The organism is Arthrobacter sp. FW306-04-A, from assembly GCF_044358315.1.
Classification (GTDB): Bacteria; Actinomycetota; Actinomycetes; order Actinomycetales; family Micrococcaceae; genus Arthrobacter.
In genome coordinates this window covers 2,745,558-2,765,949 of sequence record NZ_CP084559.1, presented here as the reverse complement: position 1 = coordinate 2,765,949, position 20,392 = coordinate 2,745,558, and the positions used below count along the sequence as shown (strand labels likewise).

The following is a 20,392-nucleotide window of genomic DNA, read 5'->3' as shown; positions in this document are numbered from 1 at the left end:
CATGAGCCGCCACACACTGTCCGTTCTGGTCGAAGACAAGCCCGGCGTGCTGACCCGCGTGGCCAGCCTCTTCGCCCGGCGCGCCTTCAACATCAACTCCCTGGCCGTCGGCCCCACCGAGGTCTCCGGGATTTCCCGCATGACCGTCGTCGTCGACGCCGATGGCGACCTCATCGAACAGGTCACCAAACAGCTCAACAAATTGATCAACGTGATCAAGATTGTCGAGCTGACCCCAGAATCTTCCGTGCAACGTGACCACATCCTGGTCAAGGTACGTGCGGATGCCGCGACACGCCTGCAAGTCACCCAAGCTGCAGACTTGTTCCGTGCCTCAGTGGTTGACGTTTCCACAGACTCGGTGGTTATCGAGGCAACCGGTACCCCGGAAAAGCTCGCAGCGCTGCTTTCTGTGCTCGAGCCATTCGGCATCCGCGAAATCGTGCAGTCCGGCACCTTGGCCGTTGGACGGGGATCCCGCTCCATGAGTGACAGGGCCCTGCGCAGCGCGTAAGCGCTGCGTAGCCGCCCAACAACGCACCACAGACAATATCTACAAAGAAATCCACTCAAAGGAGTTACGCAAGTGACTGAAATGTTCTATGACGACGATGCAGACCTGTCGATCATTCAAGGCCGCAAGGTTGCCATTGTCGGCTACGGTTCCCAGGGCCACGCCCACGCGCTGAACCTGCGCGATTCCGGCGTCGAGGTTGTCATCGCGCTCAAGGAAGGCTCGAAGTCGATCGCCAAGGCCGAGGACGCAGGCTTCACTGTCAAGAACGTTGCCGACGCCGCCGAATGGGCCGACGTCATCATGATCCTGGCGCCGGACCAGCACCAGCGCTCGATCTACAACGACTCCATCAAGGACAAACTGACCGCCGGCAAGGCCCTGGCCTTCGCACACGGCTTCAACATCCGCTTCGGCTACATCGAGGCACCGGAGGGTGTTGACGTCATCCTGATCGCACCGAAGGCTCCGGGCCACACCGTGCGCCGCGAGTTCGAAGCCGGCCGCGGTATTCCGGACATCATCGCCGTGGAGCAGGACGCCACCGGCTCCGCTTGGGATTTGGCCAAGTCCTACGCCAAGGCCATTGGCGGCACCCGTGCCGGTGTCATCAAGACCACCTTCACCGAGGAGACCGAAACCGATCTCTTCGGCGAGCAGGCTGTCCTGTGCGGCGGTGTCTCCCAGCTGATCCAGTACGGCTTTGAGACCCTGACCGAGGCTGGCTACCAGCCGCAGATCGCCTACTTCGAGGTGCTTCACGAGCTCAAGCTCATCGTTGACCTCATGTGGGAAGGCGGTATTGCCAAGCAGCGCTGGAGCGTTTCCGACACCGCAGAGTACGGCGACTACGTCTCGGGCCCGCGTGTTATCGACCCCCGCGTCAAGGAAAACATGGCCGGCGTCCTCGCCGACATCCAGTCCGGCGCGTTCGCCAAGCGCTTCATTGACGACCAGGACAACGGTGCAGTCGAGTTCAAGGAGCTGCGTGCCAAGGCGGAGAAGCACCCTATCGAAGGTGTCGGCCGCGAACTGCGTTCCCTGTTCTCCTGGCAGCAGCAGGACGAGGATTACGTCGAAGGCTCTGCAGCCCGTTAATTGAAGGCACCCGTTGACGCCGCGGCAGACGCCGTAGCAATTCAACACAGAACGCCGTTCGGGATAGGCTCGAAGTGAAGCCGCCCGGCATGGAGGCCGGACCCGGTATACCGGGTCCGGCCTTCGTCGTCAAAGAATCGTTTCACCAAAACCCCACCTGAAAAAGAGAGCTAAAGAGGTCACCGGTGACTAGCACCAAGCCAGTAGTACTCCTCGCTGAGGAACTTTCGCCCGCCACGATCGAGGCCCTTGGTCCGGACTTCGAGATCCGCCAAACCGACGGTGCGGACCGCTCCCAGCTGCTCTCCGCAATAGTCGACGTCGACGCCATCCTGGTGCGTTCAGCCACCCAGGTGGACGCCGAGGCAATTGCCGCAGCCAAGAACCTCAAGATCATCGCTCGCGCCGGCGTCGGCCTGGACAACGTGGACATCAAGGCCGCAACCCAGGCCGGTGTCATGGTAGTCAACGCCCCGACGTCGAACATTGTGTCCGCGGCCGAACTTACGGTCGGACACATCCTCAGCCTCGCCCGCCACATCCCGCAGGCCAGCTCCGCCCTCAAGGGCGGCGAGTGGAAGAGGTCCAAGTACACAGGAATCGAGCTCTTCGAGAAGAAGATCGGCATCATCGGGCTTGGACGCATCGGTGCCCTCGTGGCTGCCCGCCTCCAGGGTTTCGAAACCGAGATCCTGGCTTACGACCCCTACATCACCTCCGCCCGGGCAGCGCAGCTCGGCGTCAAGTTGGTCACCTTGGACGAGTTGCTGGAGAAGTCGGACTTCATCACCATCCACATGCCCAAGACCCCGGAAACCGTGGGCATGCTCGGCGCCGATGCTTTCAAGAAGATGAAGGAAACGGCCTACGTGGTCAACGTGGCCCGTGGTGGCCTGATCGACGAGGAAGCCCTTCACGAGGCCCTGGAAGACGGTCAGATCGCCGGCGCCGGCATCGACGTGTTCGTTAAGGAGCCGAGCACCGACCTGCCGTTCTTCGGCATGGACAACGTCATCGTGACCCCCCACCTGGGTGCCTCCACCGATGAAGCCCAGGAAAAAGCCGGGGTTTCCGTGGCAAAGTCCGTGCGCCTCGCCCTTGCCGGCGAACTCGTGCCCGACGCCGTCAACGTTGCGGGCGGTGTGATCGCCTCCGAAGTTCGCCCCGGAATTCCCCTCATCGAAAAGCTCGGCCGGATCTTCACTGCACTGACCCACGCGTCCCTGACGCAGATCGACGTCGAGGTTGCGGGCGAAATCGCAAGCCTGGACGTGAAGGTCCTCGAGCTCGCCGCACTCAAGGGCGTGTTCGCCGACGTCGTGACCGAGCAGGTCTCCTACGTCAACGCACCCGTCATCGCCGAGCAGCGGGGCATCAACACCCGCTTGATCACGACGTCGGAGGCTGAGGACTACCGCAACGTCCTGACCATCCGCGGCGCGCTCAGCGACGGTTCCCAGATCTCCGTGGCCGGCACCCTCACCGGACCCAAGCAGGTCCAGAAGCTGGTGGGCGTCAACGGCTACGACGTCGAAATCCCGATCAGCGAGCACCTGGTAGTTGTTTCTTATGCTGACCGTCCGGGCGTCATTGGCACCATCGGCCATATCCTCGGCATGAACAACATCAACATCGGCGGCATGCAGGTGGCCCGCCAGAGTGAAGGCGGCCAGGTCCTTGCGCTGCTGACGATCGACACTTCCGTGCCGCAGCAGGTCCTTGAAGCAATCAAGGCCGGCATCGGTGCCGATATGGTTCGTGAAGTGGACCTGGAGGACTAGCATCCGAACCGTTTGAGTTAGAATTGTGTGCCGCAGTTCACATCGGCCACATATCATTGGCCGGTCTGCCTACAATGGCTTGGTCCGAAATTCGGATCCGGCGGCAGGCCGGCCAATACCTTTTGCACACACCCTGTGGATTCCTATTGCCTCGGCATGGTTTCAGGGAGAGCAGTGTGCGCACCCGCAATCCAGGACTCAGGGAGCCCTATGAACGCCGTCCAGAGGTTCATCAGAAGCCGTGTGCTGCTGTTGACCGCGGCCATTTTGATCGTCGCCATGTGCTTGTCCGTATTCATCCAGAGCCAGTCGCAGGCCGCGCTGAACCGGACGGTGGATGAGAACTCACGAGGCCTGTACGACATCCTGGTGCAAGCCAAATCCGGGAACAACAAAGACGGCGGGGCACTCATCCAGCCGGATATCGCCAGCGGCCAGGGTGGCATCAGCTTCCAGCAACTCGAGAAGATCCGTGGGCTGGGTGGCACCTCCGTTGCCGCGCCCATCAGCCTCGTCTCCCGGGTGACGCAGAACCTGGAGACCCCGCGGCTTGATGCGATGGATTACCTCGGCTACAACGCAGGGCTGGCTGGTGGTGCCACTGCGGGAGACCCCACCGGAACTGACTCCAAGAAGTGGCCCGCGCCGGAATCTGTCCTTCCCGCCCAGCCCAAGAAGTACCGCCTGACAGCCACTGCCGTGAGCTCCGACGGAGTGTCCCAGCAAACCCTCTTCCAGACCAGTGGTGAAGGCACCTTGGGCAAAGGCCAGGTCATTGAGCAGCAGACCGCCGGGGGCAAGAGCATCCGCATTGCCGGCCCGGCAGGGGAGACCGGGATCAAGTTCCCTGCACCAGCAGGTGGCTCGGAGCACAACCTCTTCAACCTCTCGGTGGCGCTTCCCATGGCTCCCCAGGTCACCGAATCCGTGGTCGCGGTCGACCCGACGGCCGAACGTGCCCTCCTTGGCCCGGCCGGCGACTTCCTTGCACCTTTGCAAAAGGCACCGCCGGCCGAGACCCGCAACGCAGGCGCGATCGGACGCTACTTCGAACAACTCTTCGCCAAGAGCCCCACGCAGCAAGAGCTCGAACAGGGCCCGGATTTCCTAGGCGTCAAGCTCAAATACTGGGCGCCCCTCATGACGCAGTACCAGCAGGCCAAGCTGTCCGGCCAGATAACGGATGCCTCGCAGGCCATTCCCTTGATCGTCCGGCAGGGAACTTCTCTCGACCTGAAGTACTCGGTGAAGATCCAGGAAATCGATGATTCCGGCAAGGTCGTCAACGACGTCGGCACTGTCTCGCGTTCCCTGGACAAGGATTACCTGCCCTTCGTGTCAAAGTCGCCGTTCGCACTGCAATGGCCCGGATCTACCGACCACAGCCAGTTGCTCGGTAACACCGGCAACTTCAGCCAAGGCCTGTACCAGCCTGCCCAGTGGAGCACGGACTTCGCGGCCGCACCCAAGTACAAGGATGGCGAAACTTCCGCGAATGGCGCCGTCGGCAAGTCCGCCACGCCGGGTGACTGGGTGACTGTCAACAAGCTGCCCGAAAAGTCGGCCTTTGGGGCGATCGTGGACCAGGCCCAACGCAAGCCTGTCGATGAGCGCTCGTACCGTGAGAACCTTCCTACCGGATCCAAGCCAGCCACTCCCTTGCCGATGGTCTACGGGACGTTTGATCCGGCCCAGATCCAGAAAGCAGCCGGCGACGTCAATAAGCTGCCCCTGGGCGGCTACGACCCCGCCCCGATGACGCTACAGAAGGACGCCTCAGGCAATGACACCGCAGCCAAGGGCCTCAAGCCCTCGCTCAGCGCCACGGGCTTGGTGAGCCAGTCTGCCGGTGCCATCACCGACTACTACGGCCTTGCCGCGGCGCGCGGATACAACACCAACGCCAACGTGATCGATGCCGTCCGGGTTCGCGCCAGTGCCGCCGGCAACTGGAAGCAGGCTCAGCCGGAGGTCGACAAGCTCGCGGCCCAGATCCGCGGCATGGGACTCGAAGCCACGGTTGTGGCCGGTTCTGCGCGTCAAGACGCCAACATCTTCGTCCCCGGTTACTCCAAGGACGACGCCGGCAAGGAGTTCGCACTCGGCACGGTCCAGCAGTCGTGGGTCCGGCAGGATGCCGCAGATGCCGTCTCCGGCTCGCTGACCGGCACCAACATCACCCTCCTCTTCCTGGCGCTGTGCGGAGCCACCTTGCTGACAGGCGCTTCCACTGTCAGCTACATCCGTCAACGACGAAGCGAAGCCGGGATCCTTCGGGCCATGGGCTGGACCCAAAGGAAGATCCGCAGCTGGGTCCTTGAGGAATTCGGCATCGGTGCGGCGATCGTTGCCTTGGCAGGCATTGCGTTGAGCCTTCTGAGCTGGAACCTGGCAACGGTCATTGTTTCCGCGTCTGTGTTGGTGCTTTACTCCGCGGCCGCCTACATCGCGGCCCAGCAATTGCGGCACCGGGACGTCGTGGACCAGGAGCCACAACACGATGAACGCCTTATCGCCGTGGATTCGCCGCTGACGTTTGCGTACCGCCAACTGGTCACCCACCGTTTCAGCTCAGTGTCGCTGGCCGTAGCCGTGGGCGTGTTCGGAGCGGCGGTTGGTGCCCTGATCGCCTTGCTCATCGACATCCCACGCGCAGCGGGAGCCAGCGCCCTCAGCGGCCTGGCGTCGGCCGCCGTCGCCCTGCCGAGTGTCATCCTGGCAGTCAGCGGGGTTCTCGTGGGCCTCGTACTGACCTTGGTCACAGGTCGGTTCGAACTCCAGGCCAGGCGCGAGCAACTCAGCACGCTCAAGGCCATGGGCTGGAACCCGGACATGCTGGGCCAGGTCCGATTCTTCGAAAATGCCTTGGTCGGAGCTGTGGCCCTGATCCTGGGCGTCCTGGGGGCGTTGGGCATAGGCCTGCTGCTCGCTCCCTATGCAGCACTTTGGGCCGCCTTGGCCGGGGTGCTGGCCGTACTTTGCTGGATTCCCATTGCAACGAAAGTGGTCAAATGACTGACAATCTCCATCCCGATCTGACCCCGACCACGGAATCCGCCGACGAGTCGTTCCAGACGCGCGCCAACACGATCGTCAGGTCGGCGGACCACGCTACGCCCCTGCAGTTGAGCAACATCACCATCCGCTATGGCGGGGACAAGGGTGGCGCCGAGCCGGTCACAGTCGTCGAGGACTTCAGCCTCACCCTCCACGCCGGCGAGATGCACTGCATCGCCGGGCGAAGCGGCTCAGGCAAGACCAGCATCCTGACGGTGGGTGCGGGACTCACGCTTCCGACGTCGGGCCGGGTCCTCTGGGAAGGCGACTCCCTCGAGAAGATGGGCGACGACGAAATCGCCGACCGCCGCCGCGCGCTGATCGGGTACGTGGACCAGGGCGGTGCGTTGATCGATGGCATGAGTGCTTTGGAGAACGTGCTTTTGCCGGCCGTTCCCGACGGCGAAGTGGACCAGCGCACCGAAATGGCAAAGGACCTGCTGGACCTGGTCGGACTGGGCCGGCGTATGCGCCACCGTCCGGCGCAGCTGTCCGGCGGTGAGCGCCAGCGTGTTGCCATCGCGCGCGCCCTGATCCTGGGCACTCGCGTCCTGGTGGTGGACGAGCCCACGGCCAGCCTGGACCGTACCTCGGCCAACCGCATCATCAGCATCCTGAAGGACACCACCAACGACGGTATTGCCGTGCTGGTGGCGTCGCACGACCACGAGTTGGTCCGGCTCAGCGATACGCTGACTGAATTGAACTAGTAGCCGATGCTTCCGGACTGGCCGTCACATGCGGCCGGTCCGGTCTTTCCATCTCCAAGAGAAGGTAACTTCGTAGAGTGACGTCTCCAGAAAAACCCCCGTTCTACATCACCACTGCCATTACGTACCCGAACGGCGTGCCGCACATCGGCCATGCCTATGAGTACATTGCCACCGACGCGATGGCCCGGTTCAAGCGCCTCGACGGCTACGACGTGATGTTCCTGACCGGTACGGACGAGCACGGCATGAAGATTGCCCAGGCGGCGGAAAAAGAAGGCATCACCCCCAAGGAACTCGTGGACCGGAATGCCGAAATCTACAAGGCCGCCCATGCTGCCTTGGGCATCTCGTACGATCGCTTCATCCGCACCACGGATGAAGATCACTACGCTGCCTCCCAGGCCATCTGGAAGAAGATGGAAGCCAAGGGGGACATCTACCTGTCCAAGTACGAGGGCTGGTATTCGGTCCGCGACGAAGCCTATTACACCGAGGACGAGACCGTCCTGAAGGACGACGGCGTCCGTTACTCGCGCGGTACCGACACCGAAGTGACGTGGACCGCGGAGGAGAGCTACTTCTTCCGGTTGTCCGCCTACCAGGATAGGCTGCTGGCTCTGTACGAGGAGCAGCCGGAATTCGGCGCCCCGCAGTACCGCTTCAACGAAGTCATCAGCTTCGTCAAGCAGGGTCTCCAGGACTTGTCCATCAGCCGGACGACTTTCGACTGGGGTGTCCCGGTACCGGGGAACGACAAGCACGTGATGTACGTGTGGGTCGATGCCCTGACGAACTACCTGACCGGGGTCGGCTATCCGGATGCCGAATCGGAGGCGTTCCGTAAGTTCTGGCCCGCGGACGTCCACGTCATTGGCAAGGACATTTCCCGGTTCCATGCGATCTTCTGGCCCGCGTTCCTGATGAGCGCCGGCCTGGAACTGCCCAAGAGGGTCATGATCCATGGTTTCCTGACCAACAATGGCGTCAAGATGTCCAAGTCCCTCGGCAACGTGGTGGCTCCGAAGGATTTCGTGGAGCAGTACGGCCTGGACCAGGTGCGCTTCTTTTTCCTACGCGAAGTGCCCTTCGGCGCCGACGGCAGCTACAACCACGAGGCAATCGTGGGCCGCATGAACGCCGACCTTGCCAACAACTTCGGCAACCTGGCTCAGCGTTCGCTGTCCATGGTGGCCAAGAACTGCGAAGGCAAGGTTCCAGTTCCCGGCGATTTGTCGGCCGAGGATTCCGCCCTGCTGACCCAGGCCGGCGGACTGTTGGACGTGGCCCGCTCTGCCTTCGAGAAGCAGGAATTCAGCCGCGCCCTCGAGGCAATCTGGGCCGTGCTCGGTGACACGAACGCCTACTTCGCCGAGCAGGCCCCGTGGGTGCTGCGCAAGACCGACGTCGAGCGCATGAACACGGTCCTCTATGTCACGTTGGAAGTTGTCCGCATCGTAGCGATCCTAGCCCAACCGATCATGCCGACGTCGGCAGCCAAGCTGCTTGAGGTGCTGGGACAGCCCGAAGTCGAGGCCCGCCAATTCGCTGCCATCGCCACTCCGATCATCCCCGGCACCCAGCTCCCGGCGCCGGCCCCGGTCTTCCCCCGCTACGAGGAGCCCGCCGAGCCTTAGACGCACGCTCACCTATACGGCCCTTTCCCGGAACGCCCGCTCATTTTTGCGGCGTGACACCCCCTTACCCCACCGGGTGAGGGGGTGTTCCTTTTCGCGTCCCATGACCGATCGGTGACCGGAGGCGGATCCGGCGCGTCGCTGGAATTCCAAGTGGTGCCATCGCGCCGGCGAGTGGGGCCTCACCCGGAGCAGGTAGCGACCGGGACACGGCGCACTGGCCCCTGCATGTAAACGCGTACCCGCCACTCGCGTTAATCAGGAGAAGGAAACTTAGCCTGAAAAGCAAGCGAACTGATGACACTTTCTGGGGAGTAACGGTCAAGATTCATCTCGCTGGTTGAGGTCTCACTTACTTGTCTTTCCTGAGTCTCGAAGACGGTTACTCCGCAAAGTCTGGTCAGCTCGAACCTGATCTGGTTGGAGGGACCGAAATGAAACGAACTATTGCGACCCTGGGGGTCGTGGGCCTGGGATTGCTGGGTGCCACGGTGTCGGCGAACGCTGCACCCTCGGACAAGATCACCATCTGCCATGCCACGCATTCGGCGTCGAACCCATATGTAGCAGTGACAGTCGGCTTGGGGGCGTTGTCCGGACATGTCGCCGACACCAACGATATCGTTCCTGCAAACGCAGGCCCCTTTATGCCCAACGGGCAAAACCTCACGCCGGAAAACATCGCCATCCTTAACGCCGGCTGCCGGGTGGTCAGCCCGCCGGTGGATCCGGTGGTCAGCCCGCCGGTGACCAGCCCGCCGGTGGATCCGGTGACCAGTCCGCCGGTGGATCCGGTGGTCAGCCCGCCGGTGACCAGCCCGCCGGTGAGTCCGGTGGACCCCGTAGGTCCTGTGGAGCAAGTGGCTCCAGTGGCTCCAGTGGCGCCGCCGGTCGTCACGCGTGTCGTTCCACCTGTGGTTCCACCCGTCGCCGCGCCGGCAGCGCCCGTTCCTGCAGCCGTCAATCCGGCCGCGGCCGGTGCCGCAGCCGCGCCGGACGCCGCGATAACGAATGTGGGCTACAACGTCCAGACGGCCGTTGGTGGGAAGACGGACACCGGTATCCCCGGTTGGCTAGCCGGACTGACTAGTCTCTTCGGTGCAGTGGCCGCATTTGTAGTCCTGAGGAGCGGTGTGCGGGCCCGGAAGGCCGGCCGCTAGGCAAACCCCGGTGGGTGCCGCAATACGATGTGCGGCACCCATCCACCTGTTGAACCGTCTCCGGGAGTGATCATGGCACGTCACCGCTACGCGCGGCAGCCTCGCAAAGCCGGCATCCGTGGCCCGCTGATCAGTTCCAGGGATCTTCTCCTGTTGGCGATGTGCGTCGGTGGGCTGCTTGCGTCCTGGCTGGTCTACGGTGTATCCGGCCCGGGGAATCCGGCCGCTTTGGACGCAGGGACGCGGCTGCTTTCGTCGTCGGCTCCTGCGAACAAGCCCGCGGCGAACCACGCGGTGGTGGGCGCACCTGCCTCTAGGGCGGGATTGCCGCTACCTGCGGCGTCGGCTCCATTGCAGATTAACTACCCGGCGGCTGGCCTGAATGTGGTCGTTCACCCGCTGCGACCGGACCCCGCCGAGACTGGCGGGCACAGCATTGAGCCGCCGGAGACGATGGATGGATATTGGCTCAGTCCGTTCGGAACCCCGGGGGCGGGATCGACGAATACCACGTACGTGATCGGGCACAGTTGGGAAGGCCTCGACGCGCCGTTCAACCACCTCAGCTACGCAGCAGCCCCGGGGGATGAGCTTCAAGTCGTTACGGCAACGGGAGCGATGACATACAAAGTCGAGTCCGTCACGACGTACACAAAATCGACTTTGAAGGACAGTCCCATCTGGGCGGCGGTGCCCAACCGCCTGGTCTTGATCAGCTGCTACACGCAGGATCTCTGGGGCAAGAATGTCGCAGTGGTCGCTTCACCCGTTCCCGGCCGGTAGCTGCTCGCGAAGGACGCTCCCCATGGTCGCGATTTGCCCGGCTTGCGACGAGGCAGATGGGGTCGAAGCGCATCAGGATGCCGCGGCCGGAGACGATCCCGAGAGTTCGAATGCTGAGACGATTTTGACCAGCATGTGGATACCTTGGCAGTCTGAAATCATGAGCGCAAAGCACCCCACCGCAACGATCAATCTGGCTGTCATTCCCGGCGACGGCATTGGCCCCGAAGTCATTGCCGAAGCCCTCAAGGTCCTGGAAAAGGTCGTTGCCGAAGAAGGCGTCACCCTCGAGCAGACCGAATACAAACTCGGAGCCCAGCACTGGCTCGAAACCGGTGAGACCCTCCCCGATGAGGTCCTAGCTGATCTGCGCACCCGCGATGCCATCCTGTTCGGTGCCGTCGGTGCAGCCCCGGGGGATACCCGCATTCCTTCCGGCATCATTGAACGCGAGATGCTGCTCAAGCTCCGTTTCAGCCTGGATCACTTTGTGAACCTGCGCCCGTCACGGCTTTACGGCACGGTGGGCAGCCCTTTGGCCAACCCCGGCAATATCGATTTCATCGTGGTCCGCGAAGGCACCGAGGGTCCGTACGTCGGCAACGGCGGCACGCTGCGCGGAGGTACCCCCCACGAGGTCGCCACCGAGGTGTCACTGAACACGGCGCACGGCGTCGAGCGTGTTGTCCGTGACGCGTTCCGCCGCGCCAGCGAGCGGCCCCGCAAGCACGTCACCCTCGTCCACAAGCACAACGTCCTGGTCTTCGCAGGCCACTTGTGGAAGCGCACTGTGGAGGCCGTGGCCAAGGAATTCCCCGAGGTCACCCACGACTATCTGCACATCGACGCCGCCACGATCTTCATGGTGACCGACCCCTCCCGATTCGATGTCATTGTCACCGACAACCTCTTCGGGGACATCATCACGGACCTTGCCGCGGCCATTACCGGCGGGATCGGCCTGGCGGCCTCGGGCAACATCAACATGGACCGCACCGCGCCCTCCATGTTCGAACCTGTCCACGGATCCGCCCCGGATATTGCCGGCCAGCAGAAAGCGGATCCGACCGCCGCCATCCTGTCCGCGGCCCTGTTGCTTGACCACCTCGGCTACACCACAGCCGCCCGCAGGATCGAAGCCGCCGTCGTGGCTGACATCGAAAGCCGTCGCGGCGAAACCCGCAGCACCGCGGCCATCGGCGACGCTATCGCGGCCGCACTTTAGGGCCTGTACTCGGGCGTAAGCTTTACTTGAATTATTTACCTGCTGCCGTGGTCCGTCGCTGAACCATATCTCCAAGAGATGGTTCGCTCTGCCAGGTGGCCGACTGGAGGAAACATGACTCAGACTGCCCACGGCGTCGAATTCAGTCAGCAGCTCTCGGAGACCCCGAAGTCTGCTGAGGAGCGTGCAGCGATCCTGGCAAACCCGGGATTTGGCGACTACTTCACCGACAACACCGTCATTGTCGACTACAGCGTTGACACCGAGGGCAAGGGCGGCTGGCACAGTGCCCGCGTCGAGGCCTACGGGCCGATTTCCCTGGATCCTTCGGCGGCAGTGCTGCACTACGGCCAGGAGATCTTCGAAGGCCTCAAGGCCTACCGCCACGCCGACGGCTCCATTTGGACTTTCCGTCCCGAGGCCAACGCCGCTCGGCTGAACAAGTCGGCCCGCCGCTTGGCCCTCCCGGAACTGCCTGAGGAGTATTTCCTCGGCGCCATCCGCGAACTTGTGCAGGCGGACAAGGAATGGGTCCCGTCTGGCGACGGCGAAGCCCTTTACCTGCGCCCGTTCATGATCGCCACGGAGGCGTTCCTGGGTGTCCGCGCCGCCCGCGAGGTCTCGTTCCGGGTCATCGCGTCTCCGGCCGGCAACTACTTCGGCGGCGAGCTCAAGCCGGTGTCCATCTGGATCTCCCGTGAATACGCCCGCGCCGGCCGCGGAGGCACCGGTGCTGCCAAGTGTGGCGGAAACTACGCTGCTTCCCTGATCGCTCAGATGGAGGCCGAGGAGAACGGCTGCAAGCAGGTCCTCTTCCTGGACCACTTCAATGACGACGCCATCGAGGAACTCGGCGGCATGAACGTCTTCTTCGTCATGAAGGACGGCTCGCTGGTCACCCCGGCGCTCACAGGAACCATCCTTGAAGGCGTGACCCGGTCCTCCGTCATCCAGGTGGCCAAGGACATGGGCCGCGAGGTTTCCGAGCGCAAGATCACCCTCGCCGAGTGGCGGGACGGCGTGGCAACAGGAGAGATCGCCGAGGTCTTCGCTTGCGGAACCGCGGCCGTCATCACGCCCATCGGCGTGCTCAAGGACAAGACCGAGTTCATCGGCTCCGAGGACGCCAAGCCAGGCGAAACCACCATGGCGATCCGCCAGCAGCTGCTCGGCATCCAGACCGGAACGGTTGAGGACAGGCACGGCTGGCTGACCCGCCTCGCGTAAGGCATAGCGGCTTCTGCAATGCCCGACGGCGGCCTCCCACTTCGGTGGGCAAGCCGCCGTCGGCGTTTCATCGGGGAGTCGGCTGGCCGGAAGCCACGGGTTACCGGGGCTGGGATTATTGGGGCTGGGGCCTTTGAATCAGTGGTTCGATGAGTGCTTCCATCTTGGCCTGCAGGTACTGCTGGCCGGCCGCGGAGGGGTGGTCGCCGTCGGGCCCGATGAGGTTCTCGGCATCGTCCATGATCCAGCCGAGGTCAATCGGATCCACGAAGTTGGCGCCTGCGTGCTGGGCGGCGGCTTTATCCTGGTCCCGGATCTCGAGTCTTTCCGATTCCGGCGTACTCGTATACGACGGTGGACCAATCACCAGGATGTCGGCATGGGGAGCCCGGACCTTGACCGACGCAAAGGCCCGAGCCGCTGCAACTTCGGTCTCCCCTGGGGCAGCACCCATGTCATTTTCGGAGCCAAAGAACACCACCAAACGCGTGGAGTCCGTTACTGCCCCGTCCACTTGGGAACCGAAGGTCGATCCGTCGTCGCCGACGCTGACATAACCGCTTCCATCCTGTGCCGCATTGACGATGGTTGCCTGAAACTGTTGAAAAGCGGGATCGTTCTCCACGAGGTTTGGCCACGCGTCAGCAGGTGAGGTGCCGTGTCCTGTACTGAGGGAATCTCCGATGATCACGACTGTTGGCTGTTTTGCGGACGCGGCGGCGCGGGGTCCCGAGTCGGACGAACAAGCATTAAGGGTCGCAAGAACGGAAAGGCAAACGGTTGCGATCGCCGTCGTGGTCCAGAGAAGTCCTCTTCGAGGGATTTGAGTCCGCAACAATTCGACCACTCCTCTGCTTCCATTCAAGGCAATCCGCGCTGTAAATCAGCCCTGCCGGCGATCCGTTGATCGACTGGGCTGTGCCGATGCCTTGGCACCATGCTACGTCGTGTGCCGGCTTTGCTCCCTGTGCAACTGCTCTAACTCCGGCAGCCAGCCATGTGACATGTGCCAAGATGGAATCGTGAATCCGGTCAAAGACGCCTCTTTCCAGGACAGCAGTTTCCTCACCCGCTCACGGTTGGCCCCCAATCCGGGGCCGATGAGCCTCGATGGGACCAACTCCTACGTCATTGCCGCCCCGGACTCTAGCGGAGTGGTCGTCGTCGATCCCGGGCCGCTCGACGAAACGCATCTCGCGGCCCTGGCCGCCAGCGGAACGGTTGAGCTCGTTCTTATCACCCACCGCCACAAGGACCATACCGAGGCGTCCGCGCGCTTCCACGAACTCACCGGCGCACCCGTCCGTGCGGCGGACCCGGCGCACTGCCACGGTGGCGAGCCGCTCCGCGGTGACGAGGTCATCAAGGCAGCAGGGGTAGAGATCCACGTCCTTGCCACGCCGGGCCACACTTCTGATTCAGTGTCCTTCCATCTTCCCGACGACGGGACTGATGGCTCTGTGCTCACTGGTGACACCATCCTGGGACGAGGAACGACAGTCCTGGACTATCCCGACGGCAGGCTAGGGGACTACTTCGCGAGCCTCGACACACTTGAAGGGCTTGGTCCGGCAACTCTGTTGCCCGCGCACGGGCCCGTCCTGCCGGCGGTGGACGCGGTGTGCCGGGAGTATCGGGCCCACAGGGAGATGCGCCTGGATCAGATCCGTGAGGCCCTCGCACGACTCGGGGCGGAGGCCCAGGTCCAGGCTGTCACCGATGCGGTGTATCCCGACGTCGATCCTTCCGTGCGCTGGGCTGCGGAAACCTCGGTTGCCGCGCAATTGGACTATCTGCGCAGCTAGCGGACGCTGTCCGCAGCTGGCGCGCGTACCCGCCGCGCTAACCGACCGCGTGCGGACGGTACGCTAGAAACCATGCGTATCGCTCGGTTTGTTGTTGATTCTGATCCCGTCTACGGCGTCGTCGAAGGTGAGCCCGGCAGTGAGGTCATCACTGTCATTCACGGCGATCCCTTCTTCAACGGCGTTGAGCGGACCTCGGTCCGTCACAAGCTCGAAGACGTGCGCCTGCTGGCACCCATCATTCCGCGCAGCAAGGTGATCGGCGTCGGCCGGAACTTTGCTGATCACGCCCGGGAACTGGGCAATGAAGTTCCGCAGCATCCCCTGCTCTTCCTGAAGCCGAACACGGCCGTCGTTGGCCCCAACGACCCCATTGTGTTGCCTGAGTTCTCAGAGGAAGTTTCCTTCGAAGCGGAACTCTGCGTCGTCATCGGCCGCATTTGCAAGGACGTGCCCGAAGACCGCGTGGACGATGTCATTTTCGGGTACACCTGCGGCAACGACCTCACGGCCCGCGACGTCCAGAAAACGGATCTGCAGTGGGCACGTGCCAAGGGCTTCGACACCTCCGCGCCCCTTGGCCCGTGGATCGAGACCGAGCTCGACCCCGAGGATCTGGCCATCAAGGGTTGGCTCAATGGCGAACTTCGCCAGGACGGCAGCACCAACCAGATGATCCGCAGCGTGCGGGAGCTGGTGTCGATCGTTTCGCAGGCATTCACTTTGCTGCCCGGCGACGTCATCATGACAGGTACTCCGGCCGGCGTCGGCCTGGTCCAGGAGGGCGATCGCTACGAGATCGAGATCGAAGGCATCGGCCGCTTGTCCAATCCGGTAGTCCGCCGCTGAAGGCGTGACGGTCCGCCCGCTGCCTGACGCCTGGTGACAGTGGGGATTCCGCCAAGCGGCTGGCGGTAAAGTTGTAACCATTATGACTACTGTTGCTGCGTCGAACTCTGCCGCCATCCCTGCCGTGAACGCCGAAACCCCGGTCCGCGTCCGGTTCTGCCCCTCGCCCACGGGAACTCCGCACGTCGGATTGATCCGTACGGCACTCTTCAACTGGGCCTACGCCCGGCACACCGGTGGCAAGCTGATTTTCCGTATCGAGGACACAGACTCGGCCCGCGACAGCGAGGAAAGCTACCATCAGCTGCTTGATGCGCTGAAGTGGCTCGGCATCGACTGGGACGAGGGCGTCGAGGTCGGCGGACCGCATGAACCGTACCGCCAGTCGCAGCGCAGCGAGATCTACCAGGACGTGATCGCCAAGCTCAAGGCCGGCGGTCACATCTATGAGTCGTACTCCACTCCTGACGAAATCGAAGCCCGGCACCGCGCTGCCGGCCGGGATCCCAAACTCGGCTACGACGGCTTCGACCGCCACGTCACGGAAGAGCAGCTCGCCCAGTACAAGGCCGAGGGCCGCCAGGCCGTGCTGCGCTTGCGCATGCCGGACGAAGACCTGACCTTCAATGACCTCGTGCGCGGGGAGATCACGTTCAAGGCAGGCTCAGTGCCCGACTTTGCCGTGGTGCGGGCCAATGGCGCACCGCTGTACACTCTGGTGAACCCGGTCGACGACGCCCTCATGGGCATCACGCACGTCCTGCGCGGCGAGGACCTGCTTAGCTCGACTCCGCGCCAGATCGCCCTCTACCGTGCGCTGTACGCCATCGGCGTCGCCGAGTACATGCCGGAGTTTGGCCACCTTCCCTACGTCATGGGCCAGGGCAATAAGAAGCTTTCCAAGCGCGATCCGGAATCGAGCCTGTTCCTGCACCGCGAGCGTGGCTTCATCCGCGAGGGATTGCTCAACTACCTCTCGCTCCTGGGCTGGTCCCTGAGCGCCGACGAGGACATCTTCACAGTGGAGCAGCTCGTGGCCAACTTCGACATCCACGATGTCCTGGGCAACCCGGCGCGCTTCGACATCAAAAAGGCCGAAGCGATCAACGGCACGCATGTGCGTATGCTCACCCCTGATGACTTCCGTGAGCGGCTCGTTCCCTATCTGCGTGCTGCCGGTTTCGTGGGGGAGATCCTGACCCCCCGCCAGGAAGAGATCCTCGAGGAGGCCGCGCCGCTGGTCCAGGAACGGATCACCCTTCTGGGCGAGGCACCCGATATGCTCGCCTTCCTTTTCAAGCAGGACGGCCAGATCGACGTCGCGGACGACGCCCGCAAGGGTCTTCCCGAGAACCTGACCGAGGTATTGGACGCCGCGTTGGATGCCCTCGAACCTGTCGAGGACTGGACCGCAGAAAGCATCCAGACGGCGCTCAAGCAGGCCCTGGTGGAAGACCTCGGCATCAAGCCGCGCCTTGCGTTCGGCCCGGTGCGCACGGCCATCTCCGGCCGCCGCATCTCGCCGCCGCTTTTTGAATCCATGGTCATCCTGGGCAAGGATTCCTCGCTCACCCGCTTGCGCGCGTTCCGCGGCTAGTCCGGGCTCGCCGTGATCAGTGCACTTCAGGAATCCTTTGGCACCGTCCGGGGTGTCCTCTTCGATATTGACGACACTCTGGTGGATCTCGAATACGCCATGACCACGGCGCTGCGTGACGTCAGCGAACATCTCCTGCCCGGCCTGGACCAGGCCGGGTGGGAGAAATTCGGACGGATATTCACTCACGAAACGACGCATTTCTATGACCGCTATCTCGCAGGCGAGTTGACGTTCAACGAGCAGCGACTCCTGCGTGGCCGTGCCGCGCTAGGGCATTTCGGCGTCGAGCTTGGCGGCGAGGACTCGCACACATGGCTCAGGGACTACTCCCGCCTGCAGCCCAGCTATGTGAGGGCCTTCAGCGACGTAGTTCCCGTCCTTGACGCCTTGGATGCCGCCGGCATTCCCTATGGCGCCGTGAGCAATAACGTCCACGATTACCAGCGGGTCAAACTCGACAGCGCAGGACTCGCACGGATCACAGTCCTTGTGGGAACGGACACCGTTGGTGTGCCCAAGCCGGACCCCGCCATATACCTCGAGGGGGTCCGCCGCCTGGGCACGATTCCGGCCGAGACGCTCTTCGTCGGAGACAACCGGTTGCTCGACGCCGACGGTGCCACCACGGCCGGATTGCAAGGCATCTGGCTGAACCGCACAGGTGAGGCCGCGTCCGACTATTCCGGCCACGAAATAGACTCCTTGTCGCGGCTGCTCGCCTGAACCTTGCCGTTCGCCTGAACGGTGGCATGGCTTCGGCGACTACGCGCCGAGCCGGAACTTCCGAAGGAAGACAAACGCGCCCACGGAGCCGGCACCCAGGACGCCCACAAGTCCAAGCGCCGTGCCGGTATCTGACTTTTCGGCCATGCTCGACGGCGATACAGCCGCCGCTCCCTGATGGAGTTCTGCCGTGCCCGCCGCGATCCGCGCATTCCCGTCCGCGAGTTTGTCGGCACCGGTGGACAACTGGGCCGAGCCCGCGGCCAGTTTGGCGTTTCCTTCGGACAACTTTGAGGCGCCCGTGGCCAATGCGGTGGAGCCGTCCAGAAGACCGGGGGAGGAGGGATCGGCGGAGCTGCCCTTGATTCCCGCCATCAGCGATTCCGTGCCCGACGCCAATCGTGACGTTCCGTCCGTCATGCTGGCCGTGGCCTTGAGGAGCCCCGGATGCTCCGGGTCACCCGGAACGCCATCCATGCCCACGCGGATCTTCGCCGTTCCATCGGCAAGCATTTGGGTTCCAAGCACCACGCCCGGAGAGGCCGGGTCCTGGCTGTTGAGCTTCTGGGCGAGCGTCGCGAACCCGGCGGTCAGCTTTCCGGTTCCCGCCGCCAGTTTTCCGGTGCCGTCGGCAAGCCTTCCGGTGCCATCGTGCAGTTGCCCCGCCCCGGCTTGGAGCTGGCCAGCCCCCGCCTGCAATTGCGTGGCTCCGGCGTCAAGGCGATGTGCGCCATCGTTCAGGGCATTGATCTGGGCCTTCAGCACCGCGAGGGGCACCACGCCTTGGACTCCGTTGGCGGCATCGGCGAGCTGCTGCAGTCCCTGGGCCAATGCTGCGGTTCCCGTTCCCTTGGTGGGATCGTTTCCGGCACCAGGGTAGCCCTTGAGCTGATCGGTGCCAGCCGCCAGCCTGGCGGTACCCGCGTCGAGTCGGGCAGCGCCGGCGTCGAGCTGTGCGGCGCCGTTGTTGAGCTGGACCGCGCCATTGTTGAGCTGAGTGGCGCCGTCGGCGAGATTGTTTTCGGCGTTGCCGGCCGGTGTCGGGGTCAAGGCCCCGGACAGTTGCACAGCCCCGGCTGCGAGCTTCTGTGCGCCGTCGTCCACTTTGTAGACTCCCGGCGCAAGCTTGGCGTTGACGTCGTTCTGGATCTTCACTGCACCTGTAGCCAGTTTGTCGGCGCCATCCTTTAACTGCTGGGCTCCCGGGGCCAGTTTGCCCTGGATTCCGGTTTGGACCTTCGACGCGCCATCGGCCAGTTTGGCTGCGCCAGTCCCGGCTTCCGCGGCTCCTCCCGCAAGCCTTGCCGCACCGTCCTTCAGCTGTCCGGCGCCGGCTGATGCCTGCCCGGCGCCGTCCTTGAGCTGCTCGGATCCTGCAGCGATCTTCCCAATGACCAATGTGTAGAACCCGAGGAGAGCGATCAGTAGGAGGGCGAGCACACCGATGGCGATCATCTGGGTCCGGCTACGTGTTCTGGTGGCAATGGCAGGGTTCCGTGTCATGGGCAATTCCTCTCGATGACTTCCCGACGGCGACGCTGCAGCCGGGGATCCCCCCATGTGACGCAGCTAACAGGAGACGTGACCTGTGGCTGTGCCACGAAACAAGTGTTTGGCGTGGGTTACCGAGTGGTAACTTACCGAGAGTAAACTTAAGGTCCGGGGTATTGCAAGGGTTTTTTGTTCTCATTGGCGGATCGTTGAGCGTAGGGCGGTGCCGGTCGTGTGACCGTGCGCTCGATTTGTGCGCATCGAGAGTCTCGGGTAAAGTAATTACTCGTGCTGAGGGGCACGGAGCGAAGGTTTACACCATCGAATCCGGCCTAAAAGCACCAATGGGATATGGTGTAATTGGCAACACTACGGTTTCTGGTACCGTCATTCTAGGTTCGAGTCCTGGTATCCCAGCTCTGAATAGTCCATGTATTTGCGTGGTAATTTGGAAGTTTTGAAGCGGTTCGCCGATTTGAAACAACGTTGAATGTATGAAATACTCATTCAGCTTGAATGCCGGAAGCGGTATTCAAAACGCAGTAATTCAAAGTGCAAGGCCCCATCGTATAGCGGCCTAGTACGCTGCCCTCTCACGGCGGTAACGCGGGTTCGAATCCCGCTGGGGTCACAATATGAATCCCCCGGAACCAACATGTTCCGGGGGATTTTTCTTTGTCCACGGTGCCGACAAAACGGGGTGCCGGACGCCGTACCTTCCTCCCCTTGTTT

The 20,392-nt window shown here is 63.0% G+C and carries 16 protein-coding genes and 2 tRNA genes; 16 read left to right on the top strand and 2 right to left on the bottom strand.

Annotation, left to right across the window (positions count from 1 at the left end; all coding sequences use genetic code 11):
* Nucleotide 1: 1 nt before the first annotated feature.
* The 10 genes from ilvN to LFT43_RS12665 all read left to right on the top strand — a co-directional run bounded on the left by ilvN (nucleotide 2) and on the right by LFT43_RS12665 (nucleotide 13,192).
* Entirely contained in the window at nucleotides 2-514 is a 513-nt protein-coding gene (gene ilvN / locus LFT43_RS12710) for an acetolactate synthase small subunit (protein ID WP_236811607.1), read from the top strand.
* Between the two features lie 72 nt (nucleotides 515-586).
* A complete protein-coding gene (ilvC, locus tag LFT43_RS12705; protein ID WP_265980903.1) occupies nucleotides 587-1,612 on the top strand; it encodes a ketol-acid reductoisomerase in 1,026 nt (341 codons plus the stop codon).
* A gap of 185 nt (nucleotides 1,613-1,797) precedes the next feature.
* Nucleotides 1,798-3,393 (top strand): phosphoglycerate dehydrogenase, encoded by a 1,596-nt coding sequence (gene serA / locus LFT43_RS12700; RefSeq protein ID WP_265980902.1) that lies wholly within the window; start codon nucleotides 1,798-1,800, stop codon nucleotides 3,391-3,393.
* Nucleotides 3,394-3,603: 210 nt separating this feature from the next.
* The gene (locus LFT43_RS12695; RefSeq protein WP_395797275.1) at nucleotides 3,604-6,408 is read left to right on the top strand and encodes an ABC transporter permease; all 2,805 of its coding nucleotides are present in this window, start codon (nucleotides 3,604-3,606) and stop codon (nucleotides 6,406-6,408) included.
* A complete protein-coding gene (locus tag LFT43_RS12690; RefSeq protein WP_395797273.1) occupies nucleotides 6,405-7,160 on the top strand; it encodes an ABC transporter ATP-binding protein in 756 nt (251 codons plus the stop codon). The genes LFT43_RS12695 and LFT43_RS12690 overlap by 4 nt, the downstream gene beginning before the upstream one ends.
* Before the next feature lie 77 nt (nucleotides 7,161-7,237).
* Nucleotides 7,238-8,797, top strand: coding sequence for a methionine--tRNA ligase (metG, locus tag LFT43_RS12685; RefSeq protein ID WP_395797271.1), 1,560 nt, complete (start codon nucleotides 7,238-7,240; stop codon nucleotides 8,795-8,797).
* Between the two features lie 434 nt (nucleotides 8,798-9,231).
* Nucleotides 9,232-9,957 (top strand): hypothetical protein, encoded by a 726-nt coding sequence (locus LFT43_RS12680; RefSeq protein WP_395797269.1) that lies wholly within the window; start codon nucleotides 9,232-9,234, stop codon nucleotides 9,955-9,957.
* 72 nt (nucleotides 9,958-10,029) lie between these two features.
* Nucleotides 10,030-10,740, top strand: a complete 711-nt coding sequence (locus LFT43_RS12675; RefSeq protein ID WP_395797267.1) for a class F sortase — start codon at nucleotides 10,030-10,032, stop codon at nucleotides 10,738-10,740.
* Nucleotides 10,741-10,900: 160 nt separating this feature from the next.
* On the top strand, nucleotides 10,901-11,965 hold the full coding sequence (locus LFT43_RS12670) for a 3-isopropylmalate dehydrogenase (RefSeq protein WP_395797265.1): 1,065 nt from the start codon (nucleotides 10,901-10,903) through the stop codon (nucleotides 11,963-11,965).
* A 114-nt stretch (nucleotides 11,966-12,079) separates the two neighbouring features.
* Complete coding sequence (locus LFT43_RS12665) at nucleotides 12,080-13,192, top strand: branched-chain amino acid aminotransferase (RefSeq protein WP_395797263.1); 1,113 nt, start codon at nucleotides 12,080-12,082, stop codon at nucleotides 13,190-13,192.
* A 115-nt stretch (nucleotides 13,193-13,307) separates the two neighbouring features.
* Here LFT43_RS12665 and LFT43_RS12660 read toward each other — a convergent pair whose 3' ends face one another.
* Complete coding sequence (locus tag LFT43_RS12660; RefSeq protein WP_395797261.1) at nucleotides 13,308-13,883, bottom strand: SGNH/GDSL hydrolase family protein; 576 nt, start codon at nucleotides 13,881-13,883, stop codon at nucleotides 13,308-13,310.
* Nucleotides 13,884-14,214: 331 nt separating this feature from the next.
* On the opposite strand from LFT43_RS12660, the gene LFT43_RS12655 reads away from it, so the two are divergent.
* The 4 genes from LFT43_RS12655 (at nucleotide 14,215) to LFT43_RS12640 (ending at nucleotide 18,169) form a co-directional block, all read left to right on the top strand.
* Nucleotides 14,215-14,997, top strand: coding sequence for an MBL fold metallo-hydrolase (locus LFT43_RS12655; protein WP_395797259.1), 783 nt, complete (start codon nucleotides 14,215-14,217; stop codon nucleotides 14,995-14,997).
* A gap of 72 nt (nucleotides 14,998-15,069) precedes the next feature.
* Nucleotides 15,070-15,846: a fumarylacetoacetate hydrolase family protein gene (locus tag LFT43_RS12650; RefSeq protein WP_395797257.1), complete on the top strand. Its 777-nt coding sequence runs from the start codon at nucleotides 15,070-15,072 to the stop codon at nucleotides 15,844-15,846.
* An 82-nt stretch (nucleotides 15,847-15,928) separates the two neighbouring features.
* Nucleotides 15,929-17,443, top strand: a complete 1,515-nt coding sequence (gene gltX, locus LFT43_RS12645; RefSeq protein ID WP_395797254.1) for a glutamate--tRNA ligase — start codon at nucleotides 15,929-15,931, stop codon at nucleotides 17,441-17,443.
* 12 nt (nucleotides 17,444-17,455) lie between these two features.
* Nucleotides 17,456-18,169 (top strand): HAD family hydrolase, encoded by a 714-nt coding sequence (locus LFT43_RS12640; protein WP_395797252.1) that lies wholly within the window; start codon nucleotides 17,456-17,458, stop codon nucleotides 18,167-18,169.
* Between the two features lie 39 nt (nucleotides 18,170-18,208).
* On the opposite strand, the gene LFT43_RS12635 is transcribed toward LFT43_RS12640, so the two are convergent.
* The gene (locus tag LFT43_RS12635; RefSeq protein ID WP_395797250.1) at nucleotides 18,209-19,672 is read right to left on the bottom strand and encodes a hypothetical protein; all 1,464 of its coding nucleotides are present in this window, start codon (nucleotides 19,670-19,672) and stop codon (nucleotides 18,209-18,211) included.
* A 333-nt stretch (nucleotides 19,673-20,005) separates the two neighbouring features.
* On the opposite strand from LFT43_RS12635, the gene LFT43_RS12630 reads away from it, so the two are divergent.
* A tRNA-Gln gene (locus tag LFT43_RS12630) sits at nucleotides 20,006-20,077 on the top strand.
* A gap of 141 nt (nucleotides 20,078-20,218) precedes the next feature.
* Nucleotides 20,219-20,291, top strand: a tRNA-Glu gene (locus tag LFT43_RS12625).
* Nucleotides 20,292-20,392 lie beyond the last annotated feature (101 nt).